The following is a 12,893-nucleotide window of genomic DNA, read 5'->3' on the forward strand; positions in this document are numbered from 1 at the left end:
GCGAGTCTAACAACACCATGCCGGCAACGCTCCCTTCGTTGTGCCTGTTGCGCCTGTCGGCGCTGGGGGACGTGACCCACGTGGTGCCGCTGGTGCGGACCTTGCAGCGCGCCTGGCCGCAGGCGCCGGCACTGCATTGGATCATCGACAAGGCCGGGCACAAGCTGCTGGACGGTTTGCCGGGCGTGGTGTTCCACACCTACGACAAGCGCAGCGGCGTGGCCGGCATGCGCGCCTTGCGCAGTGACCTGCCCGCGCAGGGCTTCGACGCGCTGCTGCAGATGCAGGTCGCATTGCGCGCCAACGTGCTGTCGGCGTTCGTGCCGGCGCGCCGGCGCATCGGCTACGACCGCAGCCGCTCCAAGGACCTGCATCGCCTGTTCGTCAACGAACGCATTCCGGACCGCCCCGGCATCCACGTGCTGGATGCGATCGGCAGCTTCTGCGAGCCGCTGGGGCTGCGCCAGACCGAGGTGCGCTGGGATCTGCCGGTGCCCGAGGAGGCCCATGCCTGGGCGCGCGCGCAATGGCCCGACGACGGCCGCCCGGCACTGCTGATCTCGCCCTGCTCCAGCCACCAACGCCGCAACTGGTATGCCGAGCGCTATGCCGCGGTGGCCGACCATGCGGCCACACAGGGCTGGCGCGTGGTGTTGTGCGGCGGCCGCAGCGATCTGGAACGCAGCACCGCCGACGCCATCGTCGCCGCAGCGCGCACGCCGGTGCTCGACCTGGTCGGCCGCGACACGCTCAAGCAACTGCCGGCGCTGCTGCAGCGCGCGGCGCTGGTACTGACCCCCGACTCCGGCCCCATGCACATCGCCAACGCGATGGGTGCCAAGGTGCTGGGCCTGCACGCGGCCAGCAACCCGCGCCGCAGCGGCCCGTATTCGGACCTGCGCTACTGCGTGGACAGGTACGACGCGGCCGCGCGCAAGTACCTGGGCAAGCCGGCCGAGCGCCTGAAGTGGGGCAGCAAGATCGAGTTCGACGGGGTGATGGCGCTGATCGAGGTGGACGACGCCATCGCCGCGTTCGAGCGCTACCGCGCCGACCACGGCCACTGAGTCCTATTGCGGCGCGCGCGGCGCCGCCCTACCATCGCCGCGCGTTCTGCCGCCGACCCGGCCCGCAGGAGCCGCCGTAAGCGTTTACGTCAATCAACGCGCCAACTGCGCCGGATCCGTCCGGGGCTGTTTCCCGCCCGGGCCTGGCAGGCCGTTGGCGGGTGGCGCCTTCGATCGACCGGCTTACGGAGAGTCCGCAATGTCACGTTCCCCGCTGTTTTCCCGCAAACTGCCCCCGCGCCATGCCGCCTGGGTGACCCCGCTGCTGCTGTCGGTGCTGATGACCTGCATCGTCTCGATGATCAGCACCCTGCGCAGCGTCGGGCTGGCGCCCGGCGTCGGCACGCTCTGGCTCGGCGCCTGGGCGCTGTCCTGGCTGGTCGCCTTCCCCACCTTGCTGCTGGTGCTGCCGCTGGTGCGGCGCCTGACCGGCCTGGTGGTGGCGCGCGGCTGACGGTGGCCGGCATCCGGGAGACGGCAACGCCTCCCGGGCGCCGCCCTCAGGCCGAGGGGTTGCGGTAGTCCTGGTAGGACTTCTCTTCCACGTAGCTGGAGCCCAGGGCCAGATTGATTTCCTTCTTGAGCCGCGCGCGTTCGTCGTTTTCGTAGTACACGCTGCGCGCCAGCTTGATGAACTCCTCGTCGAAGGCCTGCGCCTTCTCCTTGATCCGGATCTCGTCCTCGATGACCCACAGGCGCTCGTTGACCGCCTTCAACTCCGCACGCAACCGCGCCACGTCCCCACCGGCCGCCGGATGCGCCATCCAGGTCTTTTCCAGCGCCGACAACTCGGCGCGCACGTTGGCCAGCTTTTCGGCATCGCCGATGCGCTCGGACTTGATCTGCAGGATGGCGATCTTGTCGAGCAATTCGCCGAAGGATACGGGCACCAGGATTTCGGACATGGCAGACACCACAAACAGAAGTCGCGCAAGTGTAACGGCTCTGCCTTAAGGCGGCGTCGGCGCTGCGTCGCGGTTGCGCACCGGCCTGGTACGGAGCACGGACGTCAGCGCGCCGCAGCGACGCCCGCAGGTTCGTTCTCCTGGACCAGATCGATCGCATCGTACGAAACGCCCGGACTGAGGAAACCCTGCCCGTGCTGACCGCTGGCGACGCTCAACGTCAGCTCGTTGCTCCCGACCTTCAACGCGGACAACGGGATGACGAAGCGATAGACGGTGTTGTTGCCGCGATAGGTGCCGACCGTCAACGTGCGCGAGGTCGGTTGCTGCGACGCCGTGGGAACCGCCGCCTGCCAACCGCCGATCGCGGGCACGGAGCGCCCATGAAAGGCGGCAGTGGTGATGCCGATCCGCAGCGTCGGCGGCGCGGCCGGCATGCGCGCGAGGACGAAGCGCACGTGCAGCGCGTTGTTCACGTCCTGCCATTGATACGCGGGAAAGTCCTGCGCCGCTGACGACGCACCGACCGTGAATGGCGCGGTCCGCCAGCTCGCCATGCGCACGTCCGACGGGTGCATGGTCGTCACCTTGTCGCCATTCAAGAACTCGCGCGGCGAGCCGTCCCAGCGCCCGATCCGCCACAACGCCGGCACGGCGTCCGGATCGTCGGCGCGCAGCGTCCCGGCGGCCACGGTACGGCCTGCTGCCACGGTGGCCTCGCCCTGCGCGACAGCCAGTTCGTTCTTGTAGAGCGTCACCCGGTAGACGCCCGGCAGCATGCCGCTGCGTTCGAAGCGCCCGTCCGCGCCGACGCCGGTCCAGTACTGCGCCTGGGCCGAGGCGAAACCCACCGTATAGGCAAAGGCGGGATCAAGGCCGCGCGCCGTACCGGCCACCCCGCCACGTGCCGCCGGCGGGACGTAACCGTCCAGGCCCGCACCCGCGAACCACGCGGTATCGACCGGCCCGGGCGGCGCGCCATCGGTGAAGGCCAGCGTGTAGGCATCGAGGATGCCGGTCCGGAACGGCTCGGTCTGGCCTTCGCCGTAATTGACGATGTAGGTCAGTTCCTGGTCGACGGTGCCCTGGTCCAGCAGGCTGCGGTAGAACGGGCCGCCGGAGCCGCCTTCGTTGTCGTCGCGCACCATCCACATCCCGACATGCGCACCGGTCGCGCCGAAGAAGCGCCAGTCGAGCAGCCGCATGTTGGAATAGTGTTTCGAGCGGGTCTGCCCGTCCGGACGGGCAAACACGTCATGCGCCTCGATGGTGCGATCGGTACCGTGCAGGTCCGCCGGTTCGGGGCCATGCGGGAGCAGCGCCCAGGGCACGCGCACGACGAAGCGCAGCAGCCCGGGCTTCGGTTCGCTGCTGAAGCGGTCGGCCATGTAGATGCGCGGCTCGCCGCGCCGGGCCAGGTAGTAATGGACCAGATCGCCCGAGCGCACCGTCACCCGGATCGTGTCGGCATCGAGTTGTCGCGCCTCGACGGCGACCGGCCCGGCGTCCGCATAGAGGCCGGCGAAGCCCGAGTTGACGTGGCTGTCCTTGGCCGGATCCTGGTACTCGACACCATGCCAGCGCAGCGAGGACAGACCGCCCGCGCTCTGCAACCCATTGTGGCCGGCGATGCGCCGCACGGCGAAGGTCAACCCCGCACCGGTGTCGACGACATAGGCATCCGCGCGTTCGCTGAGTCCGAACCGCGCCGCGCGCGCGGATGCCGGCGCGTCCGGCATCGGCGCCGCAACGCCGCGCTGGGCCGTGGCGCCGACCGCGGCAAACAGCAGGATGCACATCGTGATGGAGGAGAAGCACCGACGCGATCCTGGGTGCCCACCTGCGTTCGTCGTTTTCATCGCCTGCGCGCGCGGCACCACCCTGGTGACGCCGGGACACGCGTCGGCACGTCGATTCGCACGCTCGAAGCCAATCCGACTATCCATTGCGCCAATGCCGAAACCAGGGGGCGACAGCATGCGAACACGACCGCTGGACGATGGATGAACCGGGAGAACGATCTTGTCCAACGCATGGCGGGAACGCCTGCGACGCGCCGGATGCAGGCGCGACGCCTCGGGATGCGGGCGTCCACCTGCGCAGGCAGACCTGGCGGCCGGTCTCACCCGCGGTGAGGCGGGATCAGGCCCAACCGGAGGTGGAGTGCAGGTCCACGCCAGGCGCAAGGCCTGTTGCGATCGAACCTGCACGAACGGGGCGATCCATCGATGGCCACATGCGGTCGACCGCCGCCCGAGGACCCTGGACGGCTCGGTCGCGGCGCGGGGAGGCGATGGGGTAACGGGACAGCGCCTGCAGCGCGGCTGGAATCGCCAGCGACGTTTGCCGGTCCGGCACGGGGCATGTCTATGCCCCTGGAGACGCAACCTCGCGGGAGCGCGAGACGCGAAAACTGGCGGGAAGGGGGGGATTCGAACCCCCGAGGCGCTATAAACGCCTGCCTGATTTCGAGTCAGGTACATTCAACCACTCTGCCACCTTCCCGGGTGGTCCCCGGCGGACCGGGGGCGTGCATCATACGGTTCCCGCCGCGCGCGGACAAGCGGCCCGGCGCCAATGCCCCGCAAGCGCCCCGGCGGCGCGGGGCGATGAACCCCGCCTGCGTGGCGCCACGCCCGGCGATTGCCTGATCCGCGCGCGACCGCGATGATGCCCTTCGACCCCAGAAAACACCGGCCGGCCGCAGGCGCGCAATGATCGAATTCGGACACCTCACCCACGTCGGCCTGCGCCGCGACCTCAACGAGGACACCTATTACGGCGACCACGAACTGGGGCTGTGGCTGGTGGCCGACGGCATGGGCGGCCACGCCTGCGGCGAAGTCGCCAGCGCCCTGGCGCGCGAGGCCATCGTGCGCGAGGTACGCGGCGGCACCGCGCTGGCGCAGGCCATCCGCATCGCCGACGAGGAAATCATCCGCGCCTCGCAGCGCCGCAACGACACCCTGCCGATGGGCACCACGGTGGTGGCCGCGCGGGTGCAGGGCAACCGCTTCGAGGTGGCCTGGGTCGGCGACAGCCGCGCCTACCTGTGGCGCGACGGCAAGCTGGCCCAGCTCAGCCAGGACCACAGCTACGTGCAGGAGCTGATCGCGCAGGGCGCACTCACCGCCGAGCAGGCCCGCGCGCACCCCCACCGCAACGTCGTCACCCAGGCGCTGGGCGTCACCGATCCGCAGCACTTGAACGTGGCCACGATGACCGGCGAATTGCGCCCGGGCATGCGCCTGCTGCTGTGCAGCGACGGGCTGACCGAGGAAGTGGACGATGCCGGACTGGCCAGCGCGCTGGGCCACGACGACTGCAGCGCGCAGGAATGCGTGGACATGCTGGTCGCCGCCGCGCTCGACGAAGGCGGTTCGGACAACATCACCGCGATCCTGGTGCGCTGCCACTAGGGCGCGTCATCTGTCCCGGGCACGACGTCCTGCCGCGCACGCCTTCTAAAATCGAAGCGCGAAGAAGTGACCGCCCGCCTGTCCACGCCTGAGCGATGACAAGCTTGGCGCGCAGCCAGCCAGATCCTCAGGATCGGCGTGGCAGACGCGCCACCCGCGCAAGGCGGCCTCAGCCGGCCACTGCCTCCGCCGCGACCGGCTCGGCGTCGTCCCACAGCGCGCGGCCGGCCTTCTTGCGCAGCTTCTCCAGCCGCGCCTGGTGCGCCTCCAGCTCCGAGGCCGTCGGCAGCACCCGCGGGCGCGGCAGCAGCATCGACATGTCGAAGGCCGGCCCCTGCGCTGCCGTACGCGCGGCGCCGTCCTCGGCCAGAGCGAAGCCGATCTCTTCCTGGCCGGAGGTCAGCGCGATGTACACGTCGCTGAGGATCTGCGCATCGAGCAGCGCGCCGTGCAGTTGCCGGTGCGAGTTGTCCACGCCCAGCCGCTTGCATAGCGCGTCCAGCGAATTGCGCTGGCCGGGGAAGCGCTCGCGCGCCAGCAGCAGGGTGTCGATCACCGTGGCGCGGTCGAGGATGCGGCCGTAGGACTCGCCCAGCCGCGACAGTTCGTAGTCCAGAAAGCCCAGGTCGAACGAGGCGTTGTGGATGATCAGCTCGGCGCCGTCGATGAACTCCAGGAATTCGTCGACCACCTCGTGGAATTCCGGCTTGTCGGCGAGGAAGTCCAGGGTCAGGCCGGTGACTTCCTGCGCGCCGGGCTCGAAATCGCAGTCCGGGCGCAGATAACGATGGAAGTTGCGCCCGCTGGGGCGGCGTTCGAGCAGTTCCACCGCGCCGATTTCGACGACGCGGTTGCCCTTCTTCCATTCCAGGCCGGTGGTTTCGGTATCGAGGATGATCTGGCGCATGGGACTCGCAGCGGAAAAGGAAGACACGATCAGGTCGCCACCGCGGCGCCGCCGGCGCGCACGTGCAGGGCCTGGTTGCGCGCCAACTGGTCGACCCGCTCGTTGTCCGGATCGCCGTTGTGGCCCTTGACCCAGCGCCAGTCGATCGTATGCCGCTGCGCCGCGGCGTGCAGCCGTTCCCACAGGTCGCGGTTCTTGACCGGATCGCCGCCAGCGGTCTTCCACTGCCGCCGCACCCAGCCCGGCATCCATTCGGTGATGCCCTGGCGCACGTACTGCGAGTCGGTGTGCAGCACGATCTGGCACGGCTCGTTGAGCGTTTCCAGGGCCATGATCGCGGCCATCAGCTCCATGCGGTTGTTGGTGGTGTACGCCTCGGCGCCGGCCACCTCGCGTTCCAGTCCCTTGTAGCGCAGCAGCGCGGCCCAGCCGCCGGGGCCGGGATTGCCGAGGCAGGCGCCATCGGTATGGATGTCGACAGTCTTCATGAAACTCCGTGTTCAGATGGAAGCGACCGAGCCGCGCCAGCGGACCGGCGCGCGCAACGGGATGGGGCCGATGCCGGCGGCGGTGCGTTTCTCCGCCTGCAACAGGCAGACCGCGCGCAGCGGTGCGGTGGACGTGGCCGGGCCGACACCACCGCGAGTCGGCCATACCGGCCCGAGATAGCGCAACTGCTCCACGCACGGCAGGCCGACCTGTTCGAGCAGGCCGCGCCAGCTGCCCGGCGGGCGTGCCACCAGGCCCTGGCGGCGCCAGCGCAGCCGGTACGGGCTCATCGCGTTGAGCGCGAACAGCCACAACCGACCACCCGGCATCAGGATGCGCTCGCATTCCTCCAGCAGCGCCGCCGCATCGGCGCCGAGCACGTGTTGCAGGACGATGGCGTTGACGCTCTCCGACGGCAGCGGCAGCGGCAACGTGCACACCAAGTCGCCGGCATAGCCGCGCGCGCTGCGGTGCAGGCGCACGCCCCTGCCCGGAACCTCGCGCGATGGCGGCGGCAGCGGTACCGGCGCCAGCCACAGCCAAGGCTGCGCGGGGCGCTTGAGCAGGGCGTCGAGGATCAGCGGCTGCTCGGCCTGCAGCAGCGCCTGCGCCCCGGCTGTATCAAACCAGGATGAGACGTTGGCTTGACGAGGGAGCGACACGGCAGGCATGGTGCCAATTCTATGCGACTGATCGCCCTGCCCGCATTCCAGGATAACTACATCTGGGCGATCGCCACGGACGACGGGCGTGCATTGCTGGTCGATCCCGGCCAGAGCGAGCCGGTGCTGGAAGCCGCGGCGCAAGGGCTGCAGCCCGCTGCCATCCTGCTCACCCACCACCACGACGACCATATCGGCGGCGTCGCCGCCTTGCGCGAGCGCTGGCCGGACATCCCGGTGTACGCGCCGGACGACCCGCGGATCGCCGGATTCGCGTGCGAACGGGTCGGCGACGGCGATGTCGTGAAGGTGCTGGACTGGCAGTTCGATACCCTGGCCGTTCCCGGCCATACCCGCTCGCACCTGGCCTATGTCGGCCAGGGCCACCTGTTCAGCGGCGATACGCTGTTCAGCCTGGGCTGTGGGCGCATGTTCGAAGGTACGCCCTCCCAGATGTTGGGTTCGCTGCAGCGCCTGTCCGCCCTTCCGGGCCAGACGCTGGTCTGCTGCGGACACGAATACACCTTGGCCAATGCGGCATTCGCCGTCACGGTCGATCCCACCAACGCTGCTCTGCGGCAGCGCCATCAGGAAGCCCAGGCCATGCGTCACGCTGCCCGCCCCACCGTTCCCGTCACCCTCGCCAGCGAACTGGCGACCAATCCGTTCCTGCGCACCGCCTCGGCGGCGATCCAGCAGGCAATCGGCGCCCGGCTCGGCCGGGGGGTGTCCGACGAGGTGGACGTCTTCGCCGAATTGAGGCGCTGGAAAGACGATTTCCGCGCATGAGGGCGCTGGCGTTGACGGCGGCGCTGACGCTGGCGATGGCGTCGGCGACGCCCCCCGCGGCGGCCTCGACCCCGCTTGCGGCGGCACTCGAACAGACCGTGGCCGGCCTGAACGGCCTGCCCACGGACGCGGCGGCGCTGCCACCACCGACCACCCGTAACGGGCACGACATCCTCGCCCGCTTCCGCGATGGCCTGGCCGACGCGCGCTGCGACGCCGGCGCCACCGATGCGCGCTGGCAGCAGCAATTCTCGCGCGCGCCGTCGCGTCTGGCCGACGAGGACGAGGACGTGCTGCCGCTGTTCGGCTACGTGGTCGACGAACTGCGCGCGGCCAACCTGCCGACCGAGTTCGCGCTGATCCCGTTCGTGGAGAGCGGCTACCGCCCAGGCGCCCGCAACAGCGGCGGCCCCGCCGGCCTGTGGCAGTTCATCCCCGGCACCGCGCGCAACCACGATGTCCCGGTGGAGAGCGGCTACGACGGCCGCCTGTCCGCGGTGGACTCCACCCGCGCCGCGGTGCGCTACCTGAAGACCCTGCACGGCATGTTCGGCGGCGACTGGCGCCTGGCGATCATGGCCTACAACGCCGGCGAGTACCGCGTGCTGCAGTCGATGCGCCGCGCCGGCATGAACGCGCAGAACGCGCAGCCGGACAAGCTGCCCGGGCTGTCCTCGGTCACCTACGCCTATGTCGAGAAGCTGCACGCGCTGGCCTGCGTGCTGGAACAGGCGCAGACCCGCGACGAATGGATGGCCTCGCTGGACCGCGACGTGCCGATCCTGCAGGCACAGACCCTGCCCGCCGGCATGGCGCTGGACGAATGGGCACGGCGCCAGGCGCTGCAGGGCAACCAACTCGCACGGCTGAACCCGGCGCTGGGCAGTGGCCGCAGCACCAAGCGTGCGCTGCCGGTACTGGCGCCGCGCAGCCTCGGCGGCCCCGTGCTGGCCCAGGACACCGCGCCGCCGGTGCAGGACGACGCGCCGGTCGTCACCACCGTGGCCAGCACCGACGACAGCCCCGCGCCGAAACGCGCCACGCGCGCCGGCGCACGCTCGCGCCACACCCACACCGTGCGCGATGGCGACACCGCCTGGAACATCGCCAAGCGCTACGGCATCACCGTGCAGGCGCTGCTGATGAAGAACGGTCTGTCCGCGCGCAGCGTGCTGCGTCCCGGCATGGTGCTGAGCTACGAGGACTGACGCGCTCCCGCCGCGGCGGGACGACGTCCACGACGTGCCGCAGCGCCGACGGCCGTGCAGCCACGCCGCGGGATGACCTGATCACTCGTTCCCAACCCGAATGAGCACCTGCGACCAACGTAAGCGCCTGCAAGACAGGCGTATCACCGCGTCCAGGGCCTGCGGCAACCGCGCACTGCCCCACGGCCAGCATGTCTGCCTCGATCGCCCCAGCGCGCTCAGCATGCGCACGAGGCGAAGGTAGCGACGTACCGCGCTTGCCGCCCAGTCGTGCCACTGCCAAGCCTGCCGGCGATCGGCAGGCGCACGCGATGCACTTGCGCGCCAAGGCTGCGCACCTCTCCCGCGGCGACACGCACACCTCGATGACGCCTGAAACGCAACAGGCCCGGCATTGCCGGGCCTGTTGCGTGACATCGTGCTTCGACGGCGCGCAGCCGTTACAGCTGCGACTCCTGCACGCTGATCTTGAAGTGCTTGCGCATCGCGTCGACGTAGGCCTTGGCATCGGCCTCGCCTTCGATCCGCGCCAGCTGCTGCTGGAACATGGTCCGCTGCTCGGCCGGCACCTTGCTCAGGTCGCCCGGCGTCACCTTGGTCACCGCGAACAGCGCATAGCGCTTGCCCACGGTGCCCGGCGCCGCAGGCAGTTCCACCTTGCCCACCGACGGCTTGCCGTCGGCCGGCTGCGGCGCGCTGAAGATCGCCTGGCTGGCCTGCGCGCTCGGCATCGGCACGTTGCGCGGCAGCCCCGGCATCGGGTTGATCTGCAGCTTTTCCGGGCCGGCCAGCGCCTGCAGGGTCTCGCCCTTGCGCAAGCGCGCCAGCAGCGCGTCGGCCTTGGCCGCGGCGGCCTTGGCGGTGCGGTCGGCATGCACCGCGGCCACCACCTGCTCGTGCACCTTGGCCAGCGGCTGGATCTGCTCCGGCTGGTGCTGGGTCACGCGGATCAGCACGCTGTGGTTCGGCCCCAGGTTGATCGGGTCGCTGACCGTGCCGTCCTGCACCAGGGTGTCGGAGAACGCGGCGCGCAGCACCGCCGGCTGTGCGGCGATGCCGCTGGCGCTGGCGCGCGAGAACGGCCCCAGCGTCTGCACCGGCAGGCCCACTTCCTTCGCCGCCGAGGCCAGCGCGGTCGGGTTCTTGTAGACCAGGTCCACCAGCTTGCCGCTCAGTTCGCTGAAGGCCTTCTCGCTGTCGGCCTTCAGTTGCTCGCTGGCGAGCTGATCGCGGACCTGCTCGAACGACTTGCCGCCGCCGCCCTTGACCTGGCGCAGCTGGATCACGTGATAGCCGAATTCGCTCTTCACCGGACCGACGATCTCGCCGGGCTTCATCGCGAACAGCGCATCCTCGAACGGCTTGACCATCACGCCCTTCTCCACCCAGCCCAGATCGCCGCCGGCGTTCTTGGAACCGGGGTCGTCGGAGTTGGCGCGGGCCAGCGCGGCGAAATCGGCACCGGGCTGCTTGGCCTCGGCCGCCAGCTTGGCCGCCTTGGCCTCGGCCGCCTTCTGCGAGGCCGCGTCCTTGCCGGCGCTGATCAGGATGTGCGAGGCCAGCCGCTGGTCGGGCTCGACGAAGCGCGCCTTCTCGTCGTCGTAGCGCTTGCGCAGCGTCGCCTCGTCGGCCGGCTTGACCGGCGGCAGGTTGGCCGCATTGAGGTCGACGTACTCGATCGTCACGGTTTCCGGCTGCTTGAAGTCGGACTTGTGCGAGTCGTACCACTGCTGCACCTGCGCGTCGCTGACCGGTGCGGTGTCGGCCGGCATTTCCGGCAACAGCGCCATCTCCACGTCGCGCGTTTCGCCCAGCATCTTCAGCAGGCGCTCGGTCTCCTGCTTGGTGGCGAACGCCGATTCCGCGATGCCGGAAGGGATCACCGACTGCTGCAGCGCGTCGCGCACCAACTGCTGGAACATGGTCGGCGTGCGCGGCGGCGTGCCCGAGGCCAGGGCCAGGCGGTAGCGCTCCGGATCGAACTTGCCGTCGTTCTGGAACGCGGGCATGGAGCTGATGTAATCGCGCACCGCGGTATCGCCGATGACCACGCCGGCGCGCTCGGCCGACAGCTTCGCCACCTGCTCGTCGATCAGCTGATCGAGCAGCTTGCGCTTGTTGTCGATGCTTTCGAACGCACGCGGATCGAAATCCTCGCCCTGCTGTTCGCGCGCCTGGATGCGCGCCTGCTCGAAGCGGGTACGGAACTGTTCCGTGCTCACTTCGTGGTGCTGCCACAGCAGCGACACCGGCCACCATGTCGGCGCCGACGACCACCACGCCGGCGGCGCCTGCACCTTGGCGACATTGTTGGCACCGACGCCACCGAGGTAGCTGTTGTCGATGACGAACAGGAACGGAATCATCAACAAGCCGATGATCGCAGTGGCGATCCAGCCCGAGGTCTTTTCGCGAAGTTTCTGCAGCATTGGGAACCGACGGCCTATTGGCGAGCCGCGCAGTTTAACCCGCTTCACGCCTTGCGGCAGAACCGGCGGCCCGCCAGCCAGCGCCGCTCATGCGCCGCGGCGGCGAATCCGGGCGAAACCAGCGCACTGCGGAAAAAAAGAAACCCCCGATCGCTCGGGGGTTTCGCGTGCAAATGGCGGAGTGGACGGGACTCGAACCCGCGACCTCCGGCGTGACAGGCCAGCATTCTAACCGACTGAACTACCACTCCGCGTTTGAACGGAGGCGGGCGCGAGGCCCGCTTTCCCGGAGCTGCCGGGCCGACGCTGGCGCGTGGCGGCGACTGCGAGAAACGAAACCCCCGATCGCTCGGGGGCTTCGGTACAACTGGCGGAGTGGACGGGACTCGAACCCGCGACCTCCGGCGTGACAGGCCAGCATTCTAACCGACTGAACTACCACTCCGCTTTTGAAACTTGTCGCTTGGTGCTCTGGTGGGTGCTGAGGGTTTCGAACCCCCGACCCTCTCCGTGTAAAGGAGACGCTCTACCGCTGAGCTAAGCACCCTAGCGAGTCGATTAGTTTACGGCATCCTTCAGCGCTTTACCAGCCTTGAACGTCGGATTCTTCGACGCCGCGATCTTGATGGAGTCGCCGGTCTTCGGGTTGCGGCCGGTGCGCTCGGCACGGTCGCGCACCTGGAAGGTGCCGAAGCCCACGAGCGTGACGCTGTCGCCCTTCTTCAGCGCCTTGGTCACTTCCGACACGAAGGCGTCGATGGCACGACCGGCTTCGGCCTTGGAGATATCGGCGGCAGCGGCGATCGCGTCGTTCAGTTCGGCTTTATTCATTTCTTGATGACTCCATGTGCGGCAGAAGACCGCGGAATTGAGGATCGGGTGTCGGCGTGGCCTGTCTCGCGTTGGCGAGACCCCGATCGATGATTTGCACTACCAAGCACGCCCGTTCGCGGTGCTCGCAAGCGCTGCATTTATACCAGCGGGCCCATACCCGCGCAAGCCGAAAAGCCAGCAACGG

General features: G+C 69.2%; 12 protein-coding genes and 4 tRNA genes. 5 read left to right on the forward strand and 11 right to left on the reverse strand.

The features are described from left to right. Positions 1–17: 17 nt before the first annotated feature. Together GGR66_RS10530 and GGR66_RS10535 are read left to right on the forward strand one after the other, a co-directional pair. Positions 18–1,067 carry a glycosyltransferase family 9 protein gene (locus GGR66_RS10530; protein ID WP_184448235.1) on the forward strand — a complete coding sequence of 350 codons (1,050 nt, stop codon included), beginning with the start codon at positions 18–20 and terminating at the stop codon, positions 1,065–1,067. 199 nt (positions 1,068–1,266) lie between these two features. After that, on the forward strand, positions 1,267–1,521 hold the full coding sequence (locus GGR66_RS10535) for a DUF2798 domain-containing protein (protein WP_160966199.1): 255 nt from the start codon (positions 1,267–1,269) through the stop codon (positions 1,519–1,521). Positions 1,522–1,567: 46 nt separating this feature from the next. Here the strand turns inward: GGR66_RS10535 and GGR66_RS10540 are convergent, their stop codons facing one another. The 3 genes from GGR66_RS10540 to GGR66_RS10550 all read right to left on the reverse strand — a co-directional run bounded on the left by GGR66_RS10540 (position 1,568) and on the right by GGR66_RS10550 (position 4,477). After that, positions 1,568–1,972 (reverse strand): DUF6165 family protein, encoded by a 405-nt coding sequence (locus GGR66_RS10540; RefSeq protein WP_160966197.1) that lies wholly within the window; start codon positions 1,970–1,972, stop codon positions 1,568–1,570. Between the two features lie 104 nt (positions 1,973–2,076). Further along, complete coding sequence (locus tag GGR66_RS10545) at positions 2,077–3,951, reverse strand: rhamnogalacturonan lyase B N-terminal domain-containing protein (protein ID WP_255421664.1); 1,875 nt, start codon at positions 3,949–3,951, stop codon at positions 2,077–2,079. A gap of 435 nt (positions 3,952–4,386) precedes the next feature. Continuing rightward, a tRNA-Ser gene (locus GGR66_RS10550) sits at positions 4,387–4,477 on the reverse strand. 209 nt (positions 4,478–4,686) lie between these two features. On the opposite strand from GGR66_RS10550, the gene GGR66_RS10555 reads away from it, so the two are divergent. Next, the gene (locus GGR66_RS10555) at positions 4,687–5,391 is read left to right on the forward strand and encodes a protein phosphatase 2C domain-containing protein (RefSeq protein ID WP_048490132.1); all 705 of its coding nucleotides are present in this window, start codon (positions 4,687–4,689) and stop codon (positions 5,389–5,391) included. Positions 5,392–5,560: 169 nt separating this feature from the next. Here GGR66_RS10555 and dnaQ read toward each other — a convergent pair whose 3' ends face one another. Genes dnaQ through GGR66_RS10570 form a run of 3 tightly spaced genes read right to left on the reverse strand, consistent with a single transcriptional unit; the run spans position 5,561 to position 7,458 of the window. Further along, the gene (dnaQ, locus tag GGR66_RS10560) at positions 5,561–6,298 is read right to left on the reverse strand and encodes a DNA polymerase III subunit epsilon (protein WP_184448236.1); all 738 of its coding nucleotides are present in this window, start codon (positions 6,296–6,298) and stop codon (positions 5,561–5,563) included. Between the two features lie 29 nt (positions 6,299–6,327). Continuing rightward, the gene (gene rnhA / locus GGR66_RS10565; RefSeq protein ID WP_184448237.1) at positions 6,328–6,786 is read right to left on the reverse strand and encodes a ribonuclease HI; all 459 of its coding nucleotides are present in this window, start codon (positions 6,784–6,786) and stop codon (positions 6,328–6,330) included. A 12-nt stretch (positions 6,787–6,798) separates the two neighbouring features. After that, positions 6,799–7,458: a hypothetical protein gene (locus tag GGR66_RS10570; protein WP_184448238.1), complete on the reverse strand. Its 660-nt coding sequence runs from the start codon at positions 7,456–7,458 to the stop codon at positions 6,799–6,801. A 12-nt stretch (positions 7,459–7,470) separates the two neighbouring features. On the opposite strand from GGR66_RS10570, the gene gloB reads away from it, so the two are divergent. Both gloB and GGR66_RS10580 read left to right on the forward strand, forming a co-directional pair. Next, positions 7,471–8,238, forward strand: a complete 768-nt coding sequence (gene gloB / locus GGR66_RS10575; RefSeq protein ID WP_184448239.1) for a hydroxyacylglutathione hydrolase — start codon at positions 7,471–7,473, stop codon at positions 8,236–8,238. Then, complete coding sequence (locus GGR66_RS10580) at positions 8,235–9,446, forward strand: lytic transglycosylase domain-containing protein (RefSeq protein ID WP_184448240.1); 1,212 nt, start codon at positions 8,235–8,237, stop codon at positions 9,444–9,446. Before gloB ends, GGR66_RS10580 begins: the two co-directional genes overlap by 4 nt. 440 nt (positions 9,447–9,886) lie before the next feature. On the opposite strand, the gene GGR66_RS10585 is transcribed toward GGR66_RS10580, so the two are convergent. From GGR66_RS10585 to GGR66_RS10605, 5 genes are all read right to left on the reverse strand, one after another. After that, positions 9,887–11,875 carry a peptidylprolyl isomerase gene (locus tag GGR66_RS10585; protein WP_184448241.1) on the reverse strand — a complete coding sequence of 663 codons (1,989 nt, stop codon included), beginning with the start codon at positions 11,873–11,875 and terminating at the stop codon, positions 9,887–9,889. Between the two features lie 174 nt (positions 11,876–12,049). Next, positions 12,050–12,126 (reverse strand) — tRNA-Asp (locus GGR66_RS10590). 117 nt (positions 12,127–12,243) lie between these two features. Then, positions 12,244–12,320 (reverse strand) — tRNA-Asp (locus GGR66_RS10595). Between the two features lie 27 nt (positions 12,321–12,347). Beyond that, positions 12,348–12,422, reverse strand: a tRNA-Val gene (locus GGR66_RS10600). 11 nt (positions 12,423–12,433) lie between these two features. Next, on the reverse strand, positions 12,434–12,751 hold the full coding sequence (locus GGR66_RS10605) for an HU family DNA-binding protein (RefSeq protein ID WP_228135976.1): 318 nt from the start codon (positions 12,749–12,751) through the stop codon (positions 12,434–12,436). Positions 12,752–12,893: the final 142 nt, after the last annotated feature.

Origin of the sequence: Xanthomonas sp. 3498, assembly GCF_014199795.1 — a bacterium.
In the GTDB taxonomy this organism is placed as follows: Bacteria; Pseudomonadota; Gammaproteobacteria; order Xanthomonadales; family Xanthomonadaceae; genus Xanthomonas_A; species Xanthomonas_A rydalmerensis.